The sequence below is a fragment of the Candidatus Binatia bacterium genome (assembly GCA_036504975.1).
GTDB lineage: Bacteria > Desulfobacterota > Binatia > UBA9968 > UBA9968 > JAJPJQ01.
In genome coordinates, this window is the sequence record DASXUF010000177.1 from 17695 (window position 1) to 39236 (window position 21542).

Genomic DNA, 21542 nt, shown 5'->3' on the forward strand with positions numbered 1-21542 from the left:
CACGTGAAACGATTTTTTCCTTCCAACTTTCTAGCGCCTGTGATAAAAAACTAAACTATCAGCAGACATAACATAAATATTTGATATTGCAGGACTATTTTGTCATCCATCATTGCAATAGCCAATCAAAAGGGAGGTGTTGGTAAGACCACGACCGCGGTGAACTTGGCTGCTTCGCTCGCCGTTGCCGAGAAGAGGACTCTTCTCGTCGATGTGGATCCTCAGGGAAACACCACCACAGGACTAGGCATAGAACGGGGGAAGGTTAAGCAGAGCCTCTACCATGCTCTCATCGGTGAAGCGTCACTCAGAGAGATTTTAATTGGGACAGAACTCCGACATCTTTTGGTCGCGCCCTCGACCAAGGATTTGACAGGGGCGGAAATCGAACTGGTCACGGCCGATCGCCGCGAGTGGCGCCTAAAGGATACGCTACAAGCCATGGATGGAGAATTCGAATACGTGCTGCTTGATTGCCCACCCTCGCTCGGTCTTCTGACGCTCAATGCTTTGACTGCGGCTGAGTCCGTCCTTGTCCCTTTGCAATGTGAGTACTACGCGCTCGAAGGACTAACATCTCTTCTCGAAACTATTAAACTGGTGCAACAAGGGCTGAACCCCTCGCTTCATCTCGAAGGCATTCTGCTTACCATGTTCGACAGCCGCAATCGACTATCGCACCAAGTTGCGGAAGAGATCCGGTCGCACTTTCCTGACCGTCTGTTTCGTACTGTCATACAGCGTAACGTGCGCTTGAGTGAAAGCCCAAGTCACGGCAAGCCTGCTTTACTCTACGACTTCCATTCGACCGGAGCGCAAAATTATTTGGAGTTAGCCAAGGAGTTGATCCGTAATGGACAGGAGATTCGCCATGCAGACACAGAAAAAGGGACTGGGTAAAGGGCTGCGCGCCCTTATTCCAGCCGCCGAGAGTCCTGCTGAACCGTCCAACCAATTTGTCGACATCGAAACAATCTCACCTAATGCGTTGCAGCCGCGGCGTTCGTTCGACGAGGCAAAGATCGACGAGCTTGCAGCATCGATTCAAGACCAGGGCATTATTCAGCCGCTTATCGTTCGCCGAACGATCGATGGTTACGAGTTGATCGCCGGCGAGCGGCGCCTGCGCGCAGCTATGAAAGCCGGCTTGAGCAAAGTGCCCGTGGTCGTCCGTGAAGCGAGTGATCACGAATCTCTGCAAATGGCGCTGATCGAAAACCTCCAGCGCGAAGACCTGAATGCTATCGAAGAAGCGCAGGCCTACCGGAGGCTTCAGGAAGAGTTCCATCTCGGCCAGGAAGAGATCGCGCAAAAAGTCGGGAAGAGCCGGCCGGCAGTGGCAAATTGTATTCGTCTTTTACAATTGCCCGAAGAAGTGCAGCGCGAGGTGATCGAAGGCAATCTTTCCGCAGGCCACGCCAGGGCGCTTCTGTCTCTGGAGCGCGAGGCGCTGATCAGCGCCGCTGCGCGAGAGGTTATCGCCAAGGGGCTTTCAGCGCGGGAGGTGGAGCGGTTGGTGCGGCGGCTCAAAGGTGCTCGGAGAGCAAAAAGGGCCGCGGCTTCGTTGGACCCAAATCTCCGCTCTTTCACCGAAAACCTGCAGCGCTCCTTGGGGACAAAAGTTCGATTGGTGCATCGCGGTACGCGAGGAACGATAGAAATCGACTATTATTCTTTAGACGATCTGGAGAGAATCATCCGCGTCATCGGCGTGACAAATCTTCCCGCCTAGGTTTGACAAAGGCAGGGCAAGTCGATATCAGAACCAATTGCGTTCCCATTATCTATACAGGAGACAAAATGACTCTGAAATCGTTCCGCTCTCGTCTCTACGCTAAAGCGCTTCTAAGCGTATCGCTGGGCTGTCTCGTCCTGACATCCACGAATGTCTTTGCACAGACTCCTTTTTATCAAGGGAAAACCATCACGATCATTCAAGGTCGCGAGCCCGGCGGCACTGGAGATATGCGCGCGCGCGCGGTGTTCCCTTTTCTGCGAAAATACATTCCCGGCCAACCCACGGTCATCACGGAATTTGTGGCCGGCGCCGGCGGCCGTAAAGCGGCGAACCATATTTTCAGAGGCGCCCGTCCCGACGGACTGACCATCGGCAGCGTCGGCGCCGGTCTCATAGCGAATGCCGTATTGGGTGAACCGGGGGTTCAGTACGATCTGGACAAGTTCATCTATTTGGGAACCCCGAACAGCGAATCTCACTATGTCTTTTTGACTAAAAAAGAAGCGGGGTTCAGCAACCTGGAAAAACTCCGCGCCGCTATCGGAGTAAGGATCGGCGCCCAGTCGGTCGGGCACGACATTTACATGAATGGCCGCCTCTTCGCTTGGATTCTCGGTCTTAAAGATCCTAAGTTCGTTACCGGTTATTCAGGTCCTGAGGTAGATGCAGCTCTCATGCGTGGGGAAATCGATGCTCGCGCGAACATTGCAGATACAATTGCGCAGCGCACGCCCGATTGGATAGAGAAGCGGCTTATGGACTTTCATTCTATCATCGAAATCCCCAAAGGAGACAAGCATCCTCGCTTTGCTCAGCTGCCAGAGATGGAGACCTTCGCTAAAACCGATCGCGAACGAAAAGTCATCGCGTTGAACCGCGCCTTCCGCCTCGGTGGCTCGCCTTTCATTCTTCCTCCGGGGACACCGAAAGAACTGGTGGATATTCTCCGCGAAGCGATGAGGAAGACCTACAACGATCCGGAGTTTCACAAAGAGTTTAAGAAGCTCACGGGGGATGACCCCACTCCGCTCATGCCCGAGGCGCTGGAGAAATATGTCAGGGAGCTCCCACGCGATCCCGATACGATTGACCTCTTCAAAAAACTTGCCGGTGCAGACCCGCTGCCGCCTCGGTAGAGACAAACCATGTTTGGGGGTCCGATAAAGCTAGAAATACACCGAATAGCACTTTCTATTGGGCTCTTTCTCAGCGGCGGTTTGGCTCTCATTTTATCCTTACCGAGTTCTGCCTCTTCACAGGCTCCTTTTTATCGGGGCAAGACGATTACCCTCATTCAAGCCACGTCGCCAGGCGGCACGGCGGATATGATGGTTAAGGCCACCATTCCCTATCTTAAAAAGTATATCCCTGGTGAGCCGGCTATCATGGCTGAGTACATGCCCGGCGCCGGAGGAATCAAAGCGGTCAATCATATCTATAAGAGCGTCCGGACGGACGGCCTTATGATCGGAAACGTCGGTGGCGGTCTGGTGTCGAATGCGGTGCTCGGCGAGACCGGCGTCCTATACGACATCAATAAGTTCATCTATCTGGGTTCGCCCCACAGCACCTATCACTGGGTTTTCATGACGAAACGTGAGAGCGGTCTCGTAAACCTTGAGGCTTTGCGTTCGGCCTCTGGGGTAAGAATCGGGGCACAAGCAGTCGGCCATTCGGTTTACATTGTTGGCCGGCTCTTCGCTTATCTCATGGGACTCAAGGAGCCAAAGTTTGTCGTGGGCTATTCTGGGCCGGAGCTCGATTTGGCGTTGGCCAACGGCGAGGTGGATGCGCGGATCAACAATGCCGACACGTTGACAAAACGAAATCCGGAGTGGCTGGCCAAAGGAGTTGTCAACGTTCATGCCATCTTGGAGGTACCGAAAGGCAGCAAACATTCCACCTTTGCCCATTTGCCGGAGGTGGAGGATTTTGCCAAGTCGCAAAAGGAGCGAAAGGTGTTGGCGATGCTCCGGGCCTTTAGACAAGTTGGCTCGCCATATATTTTACCGCCGGGCACGCCGAAACCGCAGGTCGATATTCTGCAACAAGCAATGGCTAAGGCCTTTAGCGATCCCGGCTTCCACAACGAATATAAAAAGCTGACCGGAGATGAAGCGTCGCCTATCTTGGCTGATCAGATAGAGCGGGCAATAAAGGATCTTCCGCGTGAGCCGGAAATCGTCGAGCTGTTTAAAAAGATCGGTAGCAGCGATCCTTTGCCGGTGCGCTGAACGGCTCGGGCGCTCCCTTTGTCCGTCCCTCCCGGCACGCCTTGACGATCCGCGGCGAAATTCTCCAGGAGGCGTTTTCGCAAGACTTACCGCGACCCCAAGAGGCTTGTCCACGCTGATCCTCTCACGCCCAACTGACGCTCTCATCGAGGCCAGAATTCTTCTGGCGCGAGCTTGACACGACTAACAGCTATTGATAGGCGAGGTTCCCAATCGGGAGGATTGTATATGCAATTTAAACAAGCCTTCGGTCCTTTTGATCGGCTTGGATACGGGGCCGCTCTTGTCTGTCTTTTATTATCCGGCCATGTTTTTGCTCAGACGCCATTTTATCAGGGTAAGACCATCACAGTGATTCAAGGACGTGATCCTGGCGGCACAGGGGACATGCGGTCGAAAGCCGTCAGCCAGTTTCTCCAGAAATATATTCCCGGTAACCCGACCCTCATCCACGAATACATGGGGGGTGGAGGAGGGCTGAGAGCCGCGAACCATATCTTTTCATCGGCCCGGCCCGACGGATTGACCATTGGGAGCGTAAGTTCGGGGATGCTCTCGGCCTCGGTGTTGGGTGGAGCAGGCGTGAAATATACTCCCGAGAAGTTTTTTTACTTGGGCTCTCCCGACGGCGGCGGCCAGTTCCTCTTCTATACGAGGAAAGAGGCCGGGTTCAGCAGTATCGATAAGCTGCGGGCGAGTTCCGGCCTCAGGATCGGGGCGCAGTCGGTCGGCCACAGCAACTACAATATCGGCCGGTTGGCCGCCTACGTACTGAGATTGAAGGACGTCCGATTCGTCACAGGTTATTCCAGTCCTGAGATCGACGCGGCTCTGCTCCGCGGCGAAGTGGACGCGCGGTTTAACCAGGCCGATAGCGTCTTGCAGCGAAATTCGGAGTGGGTGGAAAAGAAAATAATGGACTGGCATCTTACCTTGGAGATTCCCAGGGGCGTCAAGCACCATAAATTCGGTTATCTCCCGGAACTTGAGTCCTTCGCTAAGACGGATAAAGAGCGGAATCTGATCGCGCTGCAGCGCGCATTCAGGATCATCGGTTCGCCCTTTATTCTTCCTCCCGGGACCCCTAAAGAACCGGTCGGCATTTTACAAGAGGCCATGCGCAAGGCGTTTAAGGATCCGCAATTCCCGAAGGAGTTTAAAAAGCTCGCCGGCGACGATCCGGAAATCGTCATGCCCGAGGTGCTGGAGCGGAGCATCAAGGAGCTTCCGCGCGAGCCTGAAGTCGTTGAGCTTTTAAAAAATCTTGCCGGGCCCGGTCCCTTGCCGCCCGGCTGAGGAACCCAGGAGAATCAAATTGGAAACTTCGCTATTCGACGCAGCAGCTCAGGGTTTTCTGAACATCATGCAGTGGAAGGTTTTTTTTGCGCTGTTGATGGGCGTGGGCATCGGCACATTCACCGCCGTGGCGCCTCAAGGGTTGGGGACACCGCTGGTCTACGCAATCGCATTGCCGGTGGTTATCAAGTGGGAACCGATTACGGGCATCGCTCTCCTGATCGGAGCAAGCTCGGTGAGCGCGATTTGCGCGGCTTATCTTCCGATCCTCTTCGGCATCCCCGGAGGCTCCGGCTCGCAGGCTACAGTGCTGGACGGTTATCCCATGGGTAAGCGCGGCGAGGGCCGACGCGCCCTCGGCGCCTCTTTTATGGCCGGGGGCATGGGATGTTTGATCGGCACGTTGACTCTTGCGATGGCGGTCCCTGCGACCAGACCGTTGATTTATCTGATGGGCTCTCCCGAGCTTTTCGTAGTCATGCTATGGGGCCTGAGCATGGTGGCTGTTCTTGCCGGGCGTCGCCCGATCAAAGGACTGATCGCCGCCGCCTTCGGTCTTCTGATCGCAACGGTGGGCCAACAGGCACAGAGCGGCGTCATGCGCTTTGTTTTCGACGAGCCGTATCTTTTGGACGGTATTTCCATAAGCATCATCGCGCTGGCTCTTTTCGGCATTCCCTCGGCGCTGGACTTGGCCCTCACCAAGCTGGGCGTGGAGCAGCAGCCGGTGCCGCTCAAGGGAAGCCTTTTCGACGGTGTCAGGGATACGCTGCGCGAATGGTGGCTGGTGATACGGTGCAGTTTTTTGGGAGTCTGGGTTGGGATCGTCCCTGGGCTCGGCTCGCAGGTGGTCGACTGGCTCGCTTACGGACATGCGGCTCAAACCGCCAAGGGCGCGCGGGAAACCTTCGGCAAGGGCGATGTGCGCGGAGTCATCGCTCCCGAGAGCGCCAACGACGCGAAGGATGGAGGCGACCTCATAACCACGTTGCTGCTCGGATTCCCACAAGGAGTGGCGACAGCGCTTTTTATTGTTGCCTTACTCGCTTGGGGATATCTTCCCGGCCCGGAGATGGTCAAGAAGAACCTGGACGTAGTCTATAGCGTAATTTGGATTCAGGGGATTGCGGGAATCATCGGAACTCTGATCGGATTTGTTTTAGCCGGTCAACTCGCCAAGCTGGCCGAGGTGCGCTATACGTTCATGGTTCCGACGCTTTTCCTGTTCATCTTAATGGGCGCTTTCAGCGTCAATCGCGATCCCCTAGACCTCGTGGTCGTGGTTGCCTTTGGGATACTCGGTTATTTCATGAGGCGCTTTGCCTATCCCAGACCGGCCATGATTCTCGGTCTCGTCTTGGGCGACCTGATGGAAAAATATCTCTATCGATCGATGGCAGCCTACGGCTTCACCTGGCTCGCGCGACCTGCGGTCATTGTCCTACTCATTCTCGCTGCCGTCTCTTTTTTCTTCACCTTGCGCGGCAGGCTTAAAAGCGATTCGGACTCGCCAACTTCTTTACGCGGGGCGATGGGGACGGCTGATGAAAGCTAATCTGGCGTTTTTTTTCCTGATGGTTTTTTTAGTGGCGGTTTGGGCTGGTTGGGGGTGGCCTTACATAGCCAAGCTCATGCCGATTTACGTTGCAGCCATCCCGGGGCTTATCCTGGTAGTCATTCAGCTCTATCGGGACGCCACAGATTGGGAGGGACGTCAGAGCGGAAAAGGCGGCGGCATCGAGATGGATGAGGTCTACGATGTGAAGTTGGATAAAGCGATCGAGATCCGCCGGACCGTAACTTTTTTCGCGTGGTTCATTGCCGGCGCCTTGGGCATCTGGCTTTTCGGCATTGTGATCAGCCTGCCGGTTTTGGTTTTTCTCTATGCTCTGGTCGAGGGGAAGGAACGGTGGATCACCTCCCTTGTCATTGGCGCCTGCACGTTTGCGATCGTCTGGGGAGTCTTCGAATATATGCTCGATTCGAGGTGGCCGCCGGGAGTTCTTTTCCGTTAAAAACTATCTATAGATCACCGTGTCTTAAAGATCTCCTGAAAGAGCTTCACGTTTTCTGAAAAATATTTATAGTCGTCGGGTCGCTCCACCACGCGCTGAAAACCGCGAAAGAGGCGCGTTGGTTTGGGTTCCACGTCCTTACGAACGGGAATTCTCTGAAACCCCACGAGCATTTCTTGCCCTTCTTTTGAGAGGAGAAAGTCGAGGAAGAGCCTGGCCGCATTTGGGTTGGGGGCTTTCGACCCGATCATGAGCGGATCGATCTCGACCACCGCGGGTTCGAGCGCAACCCAGTCCATGGGGCCTCCCTTAAATTTCTCCCTTTCAACCGTGTGGGCGTACGCAATCACGAGGGGATATTGCCCGGCGCCCGTGAAGGTAACCCTTTCCGTGTTGCCTCGAGAGAGCACAGGGTCCTGAGCCGCGAGTTTCTTCATGTAATCGATAGCCTTTTCTCTGCCCCAGGCTGACATAAGACCTTGAAGCAGGAGATAGGCTTCGTTGTCCATCGAAATCTTTCCGCCCTTCCATTTGGGATCCAAGAGGGCCTCGTACGTGCGCGGAACTTCCTCGCTCTTCACGAGCTTCGTATTGTAACCCAGAGCATTAGGGACGACATAATGAACGTGCCAGAAACCCTGTTTGTCGAACAGGTCGAGCTCGATCATCCTGGTTTCCGGCGACAAGTAAGCGGCGAGGAGATTTTTTTCCTTAAAGGCCTGGATCATCTCGCCTCTTCCACCCACCACGTCAAAGCCGAACCTCCCCGCCCGGGCCTCGGTGAGCACCTTATTCATCAGCGCGCCGCCCCCGGAGCGGAAGAGCGTCGGCTTGATAAACGCGTATTTCTTTTGAAAGGCTTCTACGATCGGCTGGCTTTGATCGAAAGTCATGGAGGTATACCAAATTATTTCACGCTCTTTTTTGGCGCCCTCGATGACCCTGGGATCGGAGCTCACTTGAGCGAAGACGTTTATCGAGAGCGCGAGCAACGCAATAACCAAAGCAGTCAAGAATCGGGTTTGCATCGTAGAACCCTCCTTCTAACTGACCTTTGAGCCAAACGTTTCGATCTCGCCGTCTTATCAAACGTTGCGACTAGCCTCGCCTATAACAGCCCCGTTCGGGTGTCAACAGTTATTTCGAACCCATCCTCTATTGACATGGGGAACTTTAAACAATAGTTCTCCGGCTGAAGAGTGCTGGGTTTGAGTTCTTTTCGGAGGTGAGACGTGGAAGCTCCGTTCCCTGAGAGCGAGTATCAAGCGCGCTACGAGCGAGCGCAACAGCTCATGGAGTGCGCCGGTCTTGAAGCCTTGGTCGTGTCCGGCAAGGACAACTACTGGTATTTTACCGGCCTCATCAGCTATCAGTTCGATCACCTCATGCGTCCGCAGATCTGCATCCTGCCGAAGGACGGCAAGCCCCTGGTTTTGGTCTATGGGAACGAGCGCGCGAAGGCTCAGTCGCTACCGTGGATCGGGGAGGTCAAAAGCTATGTCGACGTTCCCTTTCCTCAGGAGATGATTCCCAACTCCTTGAAGGAGGTGGGGCTGGGCAGCGCCAAATTAGGTTTCGAGCTCGGCGAGGACCAACGGTTGGGTTTTCCCGTGACCTATCTCTCGGCGCTGAGAGAAGCTCTTCCCAAAGCGGAAATCCTCGACGCTTCTCCGAGTCTTTGTGAACTACGAATCATCAAAACGCCCCGAGAGACCGCCGCGATGCGGCGCGCCTGTGAAATCTCCATGAAGGCCTACGATCGCTGTTTACCTCAGCTCAGAGCCGGAATGACCCGGCGCGAAGTCGCCGAACGTCTTTTTATCGCCATGATCGAAGAGGGCGCAAATCCACGCGTCCCGGGATTTCTCATGCTCAACGCGTCGACCGCCTACGACGACAAGCGCTATGGAAAATGCGACCGCATGATCGCGGATTTTGGCGCTTGCTACGAAGGCTATTTCGGCGACATCACGCGGATGGCCATCTTCGGACCGCCCACCCCGGATCAAAGAAAAGAGCACCAAGTCGCCTGTGATCTTATCCGACGCTGTAGCGAGGCGATGAGGCCGGGCGCGCCGATCGCCGAGCTATCGCGCATCGCCAACCGCGAGCTCGAGCAAAGAGGCTATCCGATCGTTGAAAGCCCGAAGAGAATCGGCCATGGGATCGGCCTTGCCCGCGCCGAGCCGCCGTCGCTAAATGAAGCAGAGAAAGCCGTTCACAAGCCCGGGATGATCCTGGCGCTCGAACCTAAGGTCCGGACAGCCAAAGGATCGGTTCATCTCGAGGAGGACGTTCTCATCACTGACAACGGCGCCGAGTTTTTGACCTCCGGGGCGGAAGAGCTACGCGTCATAGAGTAACGATGCAGCAAAAGGGCGTCATTTACCTCTCCAACCAGGACGTAAAGAATCTTCTAGATCTCAAGACGGCCGTTGAGATCACGGCGCAAGCGCTGCGCGACCATCACGAAGGCCGCATCGTATGGTCGAAGCCCGAAGACCTGGCGATCAAGCCTGACCGCGGTTGGCAGTATTGGGTGACCGGATGCGCCCTCGGCGAGCAATCAGTTGCCGGGTTTCGCTTGAGAGCGATCAAAGCCGAAGGTGGCAGCCGCGATCCCTCCAGACCTCCCAGGGGACCTCGGCGTATTCTCATTCTCAGCGATCGCGAAGGCGGGGAAATCGTCGCGATCATGGACGAAGACTGGTGCCACTCGGTCAGAACCGCGGCCGCGGCAACCGTGGCATGCCAGGTTCTTGCGCGAAAAGGCTCCACCAAGCTCGCTCTGCTGGGAGCCGGCGATACCGCGCGCGCGACGCTGCCCGTCATGGCCAAGGCTTTCAATTTACAAGACGTGCGTGTGACGTCGCGAAGCCCGGAATCACGCCGGAGTTTTGCGCGGGAGCTGAGCGCTGAGCTCCATCTTCAAATCAGGCCCATCGACACGACGGAGGAAGCTCTTGCGGGCGCCGACATGGTCATCTCCGCCACGACGACGACGGAGCCTTTCATCCAGGAGGCGTGGCTGGGAAAAGGCGTTTTCGTTTATTCGATCGGCAAACATCAGGAATTGGAAAACGCGGCTTACAAGAACGTCGACAAGTTCGTCGTCGATAGCTGGGAGCACTGCAAAAAGAAATCCGACCTGGATCGGATGCTCAAGGAGGGCTTCCTGACCGACAAGGATGTCTATGCGGAGCTTCCCGAACTGATCGCCCGGACAAAACCCGCGAGGGAATCGGATCGAGAGCGCATCTTCATGCGCGCCATCGGTCTGGTCAACCAGGACATCGCCATTGCCGACTGGCTTTATCGGCGCGCGCTGGATACAGGGGCGGGAACGCTTTTACCTTACTAGACTTTGGCGGTCTATTCTTCCAATAATTTTCTGAGATCTTCCCACTCCGTCACCGGCTGGGAGCAGGTGAAGTTGTGGCAAACATAGACCGTGGGCCTGCCGTTGAGCTGACCCTTGCCGGCGAGTAGCGGCGACACCTTGTCCAGAGACTGATCCGGATCGATCGTCTGTAGAGTTTGGTTCGGCAGGTAGAGCGAATGGATTTTTCTTAGCAGATTGGTCGCGGTCGGATCGTCTCGCTTCCCTACTATGATGATCTCCTTGGGCTTCTCAAGATAAAAATCGAGCGCGGACAGCATATGGGCGAAGCCGAACGGCTGTTGCTCCATAGCGTCGTAATAAATGCGCAGTGTTTTTTCCGCTCTCTTGAGGTACCCTTCCTGCCCCGTGTAGTGGTAGAGCCTGAGTAAGAGCTGCGTGGCGATCGCGTTTCCGGATGGCACAGAGCCGTCGAAGGCCGGCTTGGTGCGGCTGATGAGCTGCTCGTTCGACTTTCCCGTGTAGAAAAAAGCGCCGCCGATGTCGTCCCAGAACTCACGGACCATCGTGTCGGCGATGTTGACCGCGCGTTGCAAGTCGGAGCGTTCCAATGTGACCTCGTAAAGATCGAGGAACCCCGCCGCGATAAAAGCGTAATCGTCAAGGTAGCCAAGAAGCTTTGCCTTCCCGTCTTTGTAAGTATGGAGCAAGAGGCCGTCGCGGAACATTCTGGCGAAAATGAAATCGACCGTGTTCCGCGCGGCGTCCAGGGATACGGGCGATTCTAAGACTTTGCTCGCTTCCGCCAGGCCGGAAAGCATAAGCCCGTTCCACGAGGCGATAATTTTTTCATCGCGGAACGGCTTCACTCTTTTTTCTCTTTCTTCGAACAATTTCTTCTTGGCGCCCGTGAGCACAGCCTCGATCTCGCTTGCTTCTTTGCGGAAAAAGCGCGCTGCCTGTTCAAGCGTCAGGACCGGATGAAGAATGTTTTTGCCCTCGAAATTCCCGAACTCGCTCACGCCATAGACGCGGCAGAATATCTCGCCGGCCTCCTCGCCGAGGATACGCATCACCTCGTCCTCAGTCCAAACGAAGAACTTTCCTTCTTCGCCTTCGCTGTCGGCGTCCTGCGTGGAATAAAAGCCGCCCTCGGAATGCAGCATCTCGCGCAGCAGATACGCCAGTGTCTCTTCGACCACATTCTTGAACAGAGGCGCGCCCGTGATGGCGAAGGCTTGCGCGTAGCTGCGCAGGAGCTGGGCGTTGTCGTAGAGCATCTTCTCGAAATGAGGCACCAGCCATTTTTCATCCACGGAATAGCGGTGGAAGCCGCCGCCGAGATGATCGTAGATGCCGCCTTCGGCCATCCGCGTGAGCGTGTGGACGATCGTGTCGAGGAAGCGCTGGTTCTTGGACTTCCGATGGGCCCGCATGAACAGATCGTAGACTCCGGCGTTGGGGAACTTCGGCGCCCTGCCGAAGCCGCCGTGCTCGGGGTCATAGGCTTGCGCGAGACTCTCCGCGCTCCGGGCGATGATATCGGGAGCGAAAGGCCGGCTGCTCTCGGCAAGACTCGTCATGCGACCCAGCGCGCTGACGATCTGCTCGACGCTCTTGGTCACATCGTCGGGTCTCTCCCGATATGCCTGAACGATGGCGTTTAGGATTCTCGGAAAGCCCGGCATGCCGTGGCGGTCCTCCGGCGGAAAATAAGTGCCGCCAAAGAACGGCTTGCCTTCTGGCGTTAAAAATACGGTCATCGGCCAGCCGCCGCGCCCAGTGAGCATCTGTACGGCGTTCATGTAGATCTCGTCCAGGTCCGGACGCTCCTCCCGGTCCACTTTGATGTTGACGAAATTCTCATTCATCAACTTTGCGATCTCTTCGTTCTCGAATGACTCCTTTTCCATCACGTGGCACCAATGACAGGCGGAGTATCCGATGCTGAGCACGACCGGTTTGTTCTCGCTCTTGGCTTTTTGAAAAGCATCTTCGCCCCAGGGATACCAATCGACCGGGTTGTGGGCGTGTTGCTGAAGATAGGGGCTGCTCTCGCGGACGAGGCGGTTGGTGTGCATGATTTTTCCCGTCTGCGGCGGAAGACGAGACGATTGGCTCGCGGTGCTCGGCTTGATGAAGCCGGCTGCTTTCAGCCTAGCGCAGTTTGAGGTCGAAGGCTACGGGGCCTTTGTCGCCGCGGCGGGTCTGAAATTGCACCGCATCGCGCTCATTCAAATCCTCGAACTGCACGCGCGGCGCAAGGCTGCTGCGATGGAAAAAGACGTCGTCGCTGCCGTCGTCGGGAACGATGAACCCAAAGCCCTTATCTCGGATAATTTTTTTTATCGTTCCGGTCATATCGGCCGCTCCCTTCTATCGATCGAAACTTAGAGTCTCCTATCCCCTTTTCCCAGAGCGTGCAAGGACTTCGACTCGTTCTTGACAGCCTCCGGCCCTTCATCCACACTAAACTCATGCCGGTGAAAAAGGTGATCGTCGCCCAGCCGCGGGGATTTTGTGCTGGGGTCGAGATGGCGATCGAGACGGTGGAGCGTGCGCTCAAGAAATACGGCGCGCCGCTCTATGTTTTCCACGAGATCGTGCACAATCGCCACGTCGTGCAAGACTTCATCAAGCGCGGCGTAACCTTCGTTCAGACGGTGGACCAAGTTCCGGCCGGGGCGAAGCTGATTTTCAGCGCCCATGGCGTTGCGCCCGCGGTGTTGCGGCGGGCGCGCGAGCGTCGCGTCGAGATCGTCATCGACGCGACCTGCCCGCTGGTTGAAAAAGTCCACCGGGAGGTGCGGAAGTTCGCGGCGCAGGGTTATGGGATCATACTCGTCGGACACGAAGACCACGACGAGATCGTGGGCACGAGCGGCGAGGCGCCGGAGCGAATTCAGATCGTCGCCACGGGGAAAGAGGCTGAAAAGATCCGCGTTGCTGATCCGGAGAAGGTTGTGGTTCTGACTCAAACTACTCTCAGCGTGGACGATACTCGAGAAATCATCGATGTTCTCAAGCGAAGATTTCCCCGAATGGTGACGCCGTCGAAAGAGGATATCTGCTACGCGACGCAGAACCGCCAGGACGCGGTGAAGCAGCTTGCCCGCGAGGTCGATCTCGTGCTCGTGATCGGATCGGCCAACAGCGAGAACTCGAACCAGCTTTGCCGCGTGGCGCGCGCCCGGGGCATTCCCGCCTATCTCATCAACGACATCAGCGATGCCGACCCCGATTGGCTTCACGGAGTGGAGCGCGTCGGCATCACCTCCGGCGCCTCGGCGCCCGACCGGTTGGTATGGGAGTCGGCGGATTTTTTCAAACAGCACGGCGCCGAAGTTTCCACGAGCGGGTTTGTCGAAGAGAACGTTCATTTTGCTCTGCCGAGCGAGATTGCCGATACGCCTTGAATCCAAACGACCGGCCATGCTACACCATTGTTTCGCGCGAAAAGAGGAAGAGCCATGAACCGCATCGTCCATATCGCCGTAAAAGTCGACGACCTGGAGACAAGCAGCGAGTTTTACCAGAAAGTCTTCGGCTTCGCGCCGATGGACAATGCCAAAGTCCGAGACCACACATCGTTTCATTTGAGCGACGGCACGATCGACCTGGCGCTGATCAAGTACGACAGCGAACAGTCGGCCGAATCGAAGGCCGCGGGCCCGGGTCCCTGCATCCATCACATCGGCATAGAGGTGGATGACGTGAATGAGTACCTGGCCCAAATCCAGAAGTTCGGCTGCGAAATCATCAGCGACCCGGGCGTGATACCGATCAAGTTCCGCGCCCCCGGCGGAACCGTTCTGGAGATCGTTCCCCGGCAAAGGTACAAAAAACCCACGCTGGACTAGATTCTTACCTTTGAAATGTTAAACAGAACGACTTCAAGAAAATTTATCGCGCCAAGACGCCAAGAACGCAAAGTAAGAAATATTTTCTGTTTCTCCGAACTTGGCGCGCTTTGCGTCTTTGCGCGAGGCATCTTTTCTGCGATTCGATAAGCGGAATGCAAGCGAAAATTTCAAATATTTTTGGCTAGCTTTCCCATGGATACCGTCAAGGTTTACTATCGCCCCGGCTGATTTACCTGCGCCAGCACGAAAGAGTTTCTTTCGCAGAGCGGCATACGATTCGAACCCAGGGACATCGAGAACGATCCCGGGGCGCTGGCCGAGTTGCAAGAGCTGGGCCTTCGCATCGTGCCCGTCACAGTCGTCGGCGACAAAACCGTTTCCGGCTTCGACCGGCTGGAGCTCACCCGCCTTTTTCAACTTTCTGATCAAAAAGAAAAGCCGGTCGCCGGTCCCTGGCTCTTCGAGACGCTGGATAAAATTCTCACCGCGGTGATCCGGGCCGCGCGCCAGGTCCCGCCCGAGCGTATGCTTTGGACCACGCCCGATCGCGACCGGCCGTTCAAGGTTTTTTGCTACCACATCGTGGTTGATCCGACCCACGTTCTCGACGCCATCGCGAGCGGAAAGTACGACGGCAATTTTAAACTCACCTACGCAGAGAAGGCCGAGCCCTTCGGCTCGATGGAAGAGGTGGCGCGTTTCGGTGAAGAGTGCCGCTTCCGCGTCCTCCAGGCCGCCAAGAATTTGCGTCGCGCGGAGCTCGAGCGGCCGATCGACGGGTACGCAGGAACGACCGACGGCCACGAGCTGTTTTATTTAGTCTTGAGCCACACCGGCCATCATTTGCGCCAGCTTTACGCCATGCTCGGCATGATCGGCGTCGAGCCGGCCGACCCGCTCAAAGAGGAAGACTTCCGCGGCATACAGATGCCGAAAGAGCTGTGGTAGAAATTGCCCTTGGGATCGTCGCGTCTTCTTCCCGGCTGCGATAGTTAGAAGATAAAAATTTCTCTTGCCTTTGATGCAGTAGTCATGTTAGGTGCTCACCAGTTCCATTAACCGTACGGCCCGACCATCAAGGCTCTTACCTTGAACTGTTCGGTGACGGGATCTTAAGCGCGACGAATTTCGACCGAGTAGAAACCTTGATTCCAACGGAGACCGGATCGGTCCAAGCCGAATTCACGCAGAGGAACTCGGTCTCGGCGGAACAAGCTGGATGCTCAATCTCTAGGCAACCACTGATCGTAAAACGGGCAAGTATCTTTTTGTAACCGTTCGGGAGATCGGAAATCATTTGGGTTTTACAAAAAAAAGATGGCATAGTGGTTGCTCCGACAGCACAGGTTTATAGTTGTCATACGTGCTCTCGGCTTCGCTGTTGAAGCATACCTGGGTCGAGGAGGACTGAACGTGGAAAAACATAGAAAGGTTCTGGCGCTTTTCATTGTTGTCTTTTGGATTCTCACCGTAATCGTCATCACTTCGGCTCTGGCTGAGCAAGCGCCGCAGCCTCCGGCCGTCGCGCCGGCGGCTCCGCCCGCGGCCAAAGTGGAGCCGGGGAAAGCGCTCGTCCCGTTTACCCAAGAGCTTTTGGATCAGGTGGGCGGCGCCAAAGTGGCGATAGATACGGCCTGGACACTGCTGACCGCGTTTTTGGTCTTTTTCATGAATCTGGGTTTTGCCATGGTCGAGACCGGCTTCTGCCAGGCAAAAAACGCCGTCACAATCTTGGCTAAGAACTTTATCGTCTTTGCCATCTCGTCCGCAGCTTTTTTAATTTTGGGTTTTGGGATCATGTTTGGAGACGGCACCCCCTTCTTCGGGACCCAGGGAATATGGTTCGTTGGCGGCGCCGACAACAGCCCTGCCATGGCTGACGCTTACAAGGGAGTATATTCGGCTCTAAACTGGACCGGTACGCCGCTGTGGACAAAATTTTTCTTCCAACTGGTCTTTGCAGGGACGGCCGCCACAATTGTCTCCGGGGCGGTAGCCGAGAGAATCAAGTTCGGCGCCTTCTATCTTTTCAGCTTTGCCATGGTGGGCATTATTTACCCCGTAGTTGGACACTGGATTTGGGGCGGCGGCTGGCTTGCTAAGCTTGGGATGTTCGACTTTGCCGGCTCCACGCAGGTCCATTCTATCGGAGGCTGGGCGGCGTTGGTTGGGGCGGTGATGCTCGGTCCGCGTATTGGAAAGTATGGCAAAGACGGACAGATTACTGCAATCCCCGGGCATAACATCGCGCTGGCTACTCTTGGGACTTTTGTTCTTTGGTTCGGCTGGTTTGGGTTTAATCCCGGAAGCACCATGGCTGCGGACTGGAACGCTATCGGCCGGATTGCAGTGACGACAAATACTGCCGCGGCGGGTGGGGCGCTCGCCGCGTCCATTACGGCTTGGATTTTTTTGGGCAAGCCGGACCTGTCTATGATACTCAACGGCTCGCTGGCAGGGCTTGTGGCGATAACGGCTCCTTGCGCGTTTGTGAGCGTTCCGAGTTCCCTGATTATCGGCTTAATTGCCGGCATATTGGTCGTTGTGTCCGTGCTCTTTTTTGATCGAATCAAAGTGGACGATCCGGTCGGAGCAATCTCGGTCCACCTCGTTAACGGGGCGTTTGGGACCCTCGCCCTCGGTCTCTTCGCCCAGGATCAGTTTATGCCCGGAACCACCGGCAATGGCCTCTTTTTTGGCGGCGGGCTTAAGCTATTCCTGGCCCAGCTCACGGGTGTGGTGGCTGTTGGTGTCTTTGTCGTTATCAGTTCGTTGATCTTCTGGGGCATCATTAAGGCCACGGTCGGTCTGAGAGTCCCGCCTGACGAAGAACTAGAAGGGTTGGATGTAGGCGAACACGGGATGCGGGCCTATCCAGATTTTCAGTTGACTCATGGGCGAGAGTAACCACATTTAACAAAGGGAGGAAGATGGTAATGGCAGCGAAGGACGTTTTAGATTTAGCGAAGAAGAACAAAGTTGAGATCGTCGATCTTAAATTCGTCGATGTCCCCGGACTGTGGCAGCACTTCTCCATACCAGCAGCCGAGTTGACCGAAGAACTGTTCGAAGAAGGAATCGGCTTTGACGGCTCCAGCATCAGGGGATTTCAAGCCATCAACGAATCCGACATGCTGCTCATCGCCGACCCCGACACCGCCATATTGGACCCGTTCACCGAGCACGTGACGTTGAGTCTCATCTGCAACATCATCGACCCCATCACCCGCGAGCCCTACAGCCGCGATCCCAGATACATTGCCCAGAAAGCCGAGAAGCACCTGAAGAGCACCGGTCTCGCCGACACCAGCTACTGGGGACCCGAGATCGAGTTCTTCATCTTCGACAGCGTGCGTTTTAACCAGACCTACAACGAAGGCTACTACCACATCGACTCGGAAGAAGGGTTCTGGAATTCCGGCAAAGAAGGCCCCAACGGCGCCGGCAACCTGGGCTACAAGATCCGCTACAAAGAAGGCTATTTCCCCGTTCCCCCCATGGACCAATACCAGGATCTTCGCTCCGAAATGGTCCGTAACATGGAGAAATGCGGCATCAAAATCGAAGTCCACCACCACGAGGTCGGCACCGCCGGGCAGACGGAAATCGACATGAGATACGGCACGCTGACCCGCATGGCCGACCAGGTACTACTCTACAAATACATCATCAAAAACACCGCGAGGAAGCGAGGCAAGACCGTCACCGTCATGCCCAAGCCTTTATTCCAGGACAACGGCTCCGGCATGCACACCCACCAGAGCCTTTGGAAAAACGGCAAGAATATCTTCTACGACAAAAAAGGCTACGGTCTGATCAGCGAGACCGCCCGGTACTACATCGGCGGCTTGATCAAACACGCTCATGCGCTCTGCGCCTTCATCGCCCCAACGACCAACTCCTACCGGCGACTCGTTCCAGGCTATGAAGCGCCGATCAACCTGGTCTACTCCGCCCGAAACAGAAGCGCATGCGTAAGGATACCGATGTATTCATCCAGCGAAAAGGCAAAACGGTTAGAGTTCAGGACTCCCGATCCGAGCTGCAACCCGTACCTTGCCTTTCCGGCCATGCTGATGGCGGGATTGGATGGAGTCAAGAACAAGATCGAGCCGCCGAAACCGATCGACAAAGACCTCTACGAGTTAGAGCCCCATGAGGCGGCCAAAGTGAAGTCGATGCCGGGGTCGTTGGATCAAGCGCTCGACGCTCTGGAGAAAGATCACGACTTTCTTTTAAAGGGAGACGTGTTCACCAAGGACGTGATCGAGACATGGCTCGATTACAAGCGGAAGAAAGAAGTCGATGCGATCCGGCTTCGTCCCCATCCGTATGAGTTCGCATTGTACTACGATATATAAAAGGACAGGCATTCTCCGCGTCGAGCGGGTCAAGATGCGAAGGAGGACAATATGAAAAAGATCGAGGCCGTCATCAAACCCTTCAAGCTGGATGAAGTCAAGCAGAAGCTTACCTCCATCGGCATCTCCGGCATGACTATCACCGAGGTGAAAGGTTTCGGCCGGCAAAAAGGCCACACCGAGCTTTATCGAGGGGCCGAGTACAGCGTCGATTTTCTTCCCAAGGTGAAGATCGAGATCCTGGCGCCAGCGGAGTTAGCGCCGAAAATCGTCGAGACGATTCGCGAATCCGCTCAGACCGGCAAGATCGGCGACGGCAAGATTTTTATCTCGAACGTAGAAGAAGTGATTCGCATCAGAACCAACGAGAGAGGGGAAGACGCTATCCGGTAGCCCTTCCCTTCTCTCTCGTTTTTGCTGGCTAGCTTTTTTTATCTTTGGTTTCGCCCGGCTGTTTCCCCGGCTCGAACCCGCCCACTTCGTGGTAAACGACCTTGCTCTCCTGCTCGAAGGCGCGCACAGTCGGCGTCTCTCCCGGCAAACCCAGCTTCTTCCACATCGAAGCGACGCGATCGTAAACTTCCTTGCGCAGAGCCGTACGCTTTGAGAAGACCGGCAGATAGCGATGTTCTTTGCAGGCGTTGATCAGCGCCTTTGAGCCATAGGGCCGCTCTTCGGGCGGATTTTGCGTCGGGTCGAGCCAGGTGCTCCAGGTGTTGCGCAAGATGTCGATATCTTCGATCGGATTGCAGCGGCTGCTCATCGCCCAGATCACCTGGTTGGTGTCCGTCGGGTCCACATCCTCATCCACCGCTATGATCCACTTCGTGTAATAAGCGCCGCCGGGAACTTGCGCCGCCAACGCCAACGCCTGCGCGGCGTGACCCGCGTAACGCTGCTCGAGACTGATCACGGTCATGCCGAAGCCGCCAGCGCCGGCCGGATGGCAATAGACACCGGTGATTCCGGGAATGCCGAGCTTGTCGAAGTCGTCCCAGATGCGCGCCGAGCGGATGATAGAGAAAAAGCCGCTTTGCTCGTTGGACGGATAATCCGCCATCAGCGCGTTGGTGAGTATCGGCTTGTTCCGGTAGTGGACGGCGGTCACATCGACCAGTGGGCAGCCGGCCTCCGGCCTGCCGTAGTAGCCGGGAAATTCGCCGAACGGCCCTTCGGTCTTAACCGAATTCGGTTTTATAACTCCCTCGATGACAAACTCCGCGTTCGCCGGTATCAAGAGATCCGTCGTCGTGCCGCGCACGACTGGAATCGGCTGGCCTTTGACGCCGCCGGCGTATTCGTACTCGGAGACATTTTTGGCGAAGGTTTGCGAGCCGATGACCATGAACAACGGATCGATGCCCCAACAGGCCGCGACTTGGATCGGCTGACCCTTCTGCCACGCTCTCGTGATGTGAAGCCGCGCATCCTTTCCCGGCGAGAGATAGAGTCCCGCCTGATTTTTTCCTTGCAGCATCATCCGGTAGGTGCCGACGTTCAAATAGCCGCTGTCCGGGTCGCGCGTGATGACGCAGTCGGCCGTGCCGGCGTAGCGGCCGCCGTCCAGCGGCCAGTGCTTTGCGATCGGCAACGCTTCAAGATCGATCTGGTCTCCGGTCTTGGTGTTCTCGTAAAATCTCGCCTGGTTTTTCGGCACCTCGCGCGGCGGGATGCGCTGCTTGAGCTTGTCCTTGACGCGCCGGATCAGCTCGACCGTCGGCGTCTCCGGCGGCTCTTCCAAGGTCAGCGCGATGCGCTTGAGACTCGGGCCGAGAATGTTCCAGAGGTGCATCGCGCCTATGGGGCTCTTTTCATAGCCCTTGGTTTTTTCCATCAGAATTGCCGGCGAAGGCGTCTGCTTCGCGACGAGATAACCGATCGCGCTCATCTCCTCGTTGCAATCGAGCGGCTCACTGATACGAATCAGCTCTCCCATCTCGTCCACCCGCTCGAGCCAATCGCGGAGATCCTGGATGGGCTCTGCCGGCGGCTCTTTTATAGCCGCTGCTTTGGTCGAGCTACTTTTGGCGGTTGCCATCAGCTTCCTCCTTGGAATTGCGGTTTTCGGTTTACTCTTTCCGGACTCTTCACCTTGCCTTCAATCGGACCGCGATTCAAGCGATTCTTACTTCCTCAGCAGAGAGGCGAAATAAGCGAAGGCATCATAGGAGCGATAAACCATATTCTCTTTCATGATGTCGATCTCTCTTTGCGGCATGGTCACGGGCTTCCCGACCGCACTCGCCACCCACTGCATGTACGCCGTTCGTTCAAGATAGATCGCGTGGACCGTCGCGTATTCCAGGCTGTCGCCGACGACGACGATGCCATGCCCTTGCAGGAGCATCGCCATCCTATCTCCCAGTGTCTGGCAAATTTCGACGCCGTCCTGAACGGTGTAGATCAATCTGGGGCTCGGAAAGATCGGCGTCTCGGGAGCGAATGGCGCCGCCTGGTTGTAAATCGGCAGGATCGGAATGCCGGCAACGGAGAAAGCCGTCGCCAACGGCTGATGCGTGTGGGCGACGGAATTGACGTCGGGACGGGCCTCGTAAATGGCCGCGTGGATCATCGTCTCGCGCGGCGGCGACTTTGACTTGGTGACCTGCCGCTTGCCACCGGCTCTGGCCCAGTTTTGCTCGCAGACCGCTTTATACTCGTCGATATCCACTGTGATGATGTCTTGGCTCGCGAT

General features: G+C 56.1%; 21 protein-coding genes. 15 read left to right on the plus strand and 6 right to left on the minus strand.

Annotation, left to right across the window (positions count from 1 at the left end):
- Positions 1–99 precede the first annotated feature (99 nt).
- From VGL70_21980 to VGL70_22010, 7 genes are all read left to right on the plus strand, one after another.
- Entirely contained in the window at positions 100–900 is an 801-nt protein-coding gene (locus VGL70_21980) for an AAA family ATPase (GenBank protein ID HEY3306199.1), read from the plus strand.
- Entirely contained in the window at positions 872–1732 is an 861-nt protein-coding gene (locus VGL70_21985) for a ParB/RepB/Spo0J family partition protein (GenBank protein HEY3306200.1), read from the plus strand. Before VGL70_21980 ends, VGL70_21985 begins: the two co-directional genes overlap by 29 nt.
- A 233-nt stretch (positions 1733–1965) precedes the next feature.
- Positions 1966–2874, plus strand: a complete 909-nt coding sequence (locus VGL70_21990) for a hypothetical protein (GenBank protein ID HEY3306201.1) — start codon at positions 1966–1968, stop codon at positions 2872–2874.
- A 189-nt stretch (positions 2875–3063) separates the two neighbouring features.
- Positions 3064–3972, plus strand: a complete 909-nt coding sequence (locus tag VGL70_21995) for a hypothetical protein (GenBank protein HEY3306202.1) — start codon at positions 3064–3066, stop codon at positions 3970–3972.
- Between the two features lie 387 nt (positions 3973–4359).
- The gene (locus tag VGL70_22000; protein ID HEY3306203.1) at positions 4360–5268 is read left to right on the plus strand and encodes a hypothetical protein; all 909 of its coding nucleotides are present in this window, start codon (positions 4360–4362) and stop codon (positions 5266–5268) included.
- A gap of 19 nt (positions 5269–5287) precedes the next feature.
- Positions 5288–6823, plus strand: a complete 1536-nt coding sequence (locus tag VGL70_22005) for a tripartite tricarboxylate transporter permease (GenBank protein ID HEY3306204.1) — start codon at positions 5288–5290, stop codon at positions 6821–6823.
- The gene (locus tag VGL70_22010) at positions 6813–7283 is read left to right on the plus strand and encodes a tripartite tricarboxylate transporter TctB family protein (protein HEY3306205.1); all 471 of its coding nucleotides are present in this window, start codon (positions 6813–6815) and stop codon (positions 7281–7283) included. The genes VGL70_22005 and VGL70_22010 overlap by 11 nt, the downstream gene beginning before the upstream one ends.
- Positions 7284–7297: 14 nt before the next feature.
- Here VGL70_22010 and VGL70_22015 read toward each other — a convergent pair whose 3' ends face one another.
- Positions 7298–8311, minus strand: coding sequence for an extracellular solute-binding protein (locus VGL70_22015; GenBank protein ID HEY3306206.1), 1014 nt, complete (start codon positions 8309–8311; stop codon positions 7298–7300).
- A gap of 204 nt (positions 8312–8515) precedes the next feature.
- Here VGL70_22015 and VGL70_22020 point away from each other — a divergent pair, with 204 nt between their 5' ends.
- Together VGL70_22020 and VGL70_22025 are read left to right on the plus strand one after the other, a co-directional pair.
- Positions 8516–9646 (plus strand): Xaa-Pro peptidase family protein, encoded by a 1131-nt coding sequence (locus tag VGL70_22020; GenBank protein ID HEY3306207.1) that lies wholly within the window; start codon positions 8516–8518, stop codon positions 9644–9646.
- Between the two features lie 2 nt (positions 9647–9648).
- Positions 9649–10644, plus strand: coding sequence for an NAD(P)-binding domain-containing protein (locus VGL70_22025; GenBank protein HEY3306208.1), 996 nt, complete (start codon positions 9649–9651; stop codon positions 10642–10644).
- Positions 10645–10655: 11 nt separating this feature from the next.
- On the opposite strand, the gene VGL70_22030 is transcribed toward VGL70_22025, so the two are convergent.
- Positions 10656–12704: a thioredoxin domain-containing protein gene (locus VGL70_22030; protein HEY3306209.1), complete on the minus strand. Its 2049-nt coding sequence runs from the start codon at positions 12702–12704 to the stop codon at positions 10656–10658.
- Positions 12705–12780: 76 nt separating this feature from the next.
- Positions 12781–12984: a cold shock domain-containing protein gene (locus VGL70_22035; GenBank protein HEY3306210.1), complete on the minus strand. Its 204-nt coding sequence runs from the start codon at positions 12982–12984 to the stop codon at positions 12781–12783.
- 116 nt (positions 12985–13100) lie between these two features.
- Here VGL70_22035 and ispH point away from each other — a divergent pair, with 116 nt between their 5' ends.
- Together ispH and VGL70_22045 are read left to right on the plus strand one after the other, a co-directional pair.
- The gene (gene ispH, locus VGL70_22040; protein ID HEY3306211.1) at positions 13101–14039 is read left to right on the plus strand and encodes a 4-hydroxy-3-methylbut-2-enyl diphosphate reductase; all 939 of its coding nucleotides are present in this window, start codon (positions 13101–13103) and stop codon (positions 14037–14039) included.
- Positions 14040–14093: 54 nt separating this feature from the next.
- Positions 14094–14483, plus strand: a complete 390-nt coding sequence (locus VGL70_22045) for a VOC family protein (protein HEY3306212.1) — start codon at positions 14094–14096, stop codon at positions 14481–14483.
- Positions 14484–14516: 33 nt separating this feature from the next.
- Here the strand turns inward: VGL70_22045 and VGL70_22050 are convergent, their stop codons facing one another.
- The gene (locus VGL70_22050) at positions 14517–14813 is read right to left on the minus strand and encodes a hypothetical protein (GenBank protein ID HEY3306213.1); all 297 of its coding nucleotides are present in this window, start codon (positions 14811–14813) and stop codon (positions 14517–14519) included.
- A gap of 18 nt (positions 14814–14831) precedes the next feature.
- On the opposite strand from VGL70_22050, the gene VGL70_22055 reads away from it, so the two are divergent.
- From VGL70_22055 to VGL70_22070, 4 genes are all read left to right on the plus strand, one after another.
- Entirely contained in the window at positions 14832–15434 is a 603-nt protein-coding gene (locus VGL70_22055; protein HEY3306214.1) for a DinB family protein, read from the plus strand.
- A gap of 654 nt (positions 15435–16088) precedes the next feature.
- Positions 16089–17393 carry an ammonium transporter gene (gene amt, locus VGL70_22060; GenBank protein HEY3306215.1) on the plus strand — a complete coding sequence of 435 codons (1305 nt, stop codon included), beginning with the start codon at positions 16089–16091 and terminating at the stop codon, positions 17391–17393.
- A gap of 29 nt (positions 17394–17422) precedes the next feature.
- Positions 17423–18847: a type I glutamate--ammonia ligase gene (gene glnA, locus VGL70_22065; protein ID HEY3306216.1), complete on the plus strand. Its 1425-nt coding sequence runs from the start codon at positions 17423–17425 to the stop codon at positions 18845–18847.
- Between the two features lie 51 nt (positions 18848–18898).
- Entirely contained in the window at positions 18899–19240 is a 342-nt protein-coding gene (locus tag VGL70_22070; GenBank protein HEY3306217.1) for a P-II family nitrogen regulator, read from the plus strand.
- A gap of 28 nt (positions 19241–19268) precedes the next feature.
- Here VGL70_22070 and VGL70_22075 read toward each other — a convergent pair whose 3' ends face one another.
- Together VGL70_22075 and VGL70_22080 are read right to left on the minus strand one after the other, a co-directional pair.
- On the minus strand, positions 19269–20885 hold the full coding sequence (locus tag VGL70_22075; GenBank protein ID HEY3306218.1) for a UbiD family decarboxylase: 1617 nt from the start codon (positions 20883–20885) through the stop codon (positions 19269–19271).
- Positions 20886–20972: 87 nt separating this feature from the next.
- Positions 20973–21542, minus strand: a 570-nt coding sequence (locus VGL70_22080) for a class II aldolase/adducin family protein (GenBank protein ID HEY3306219.1), incomplete at its 5' end; no start/stop codon positions are given.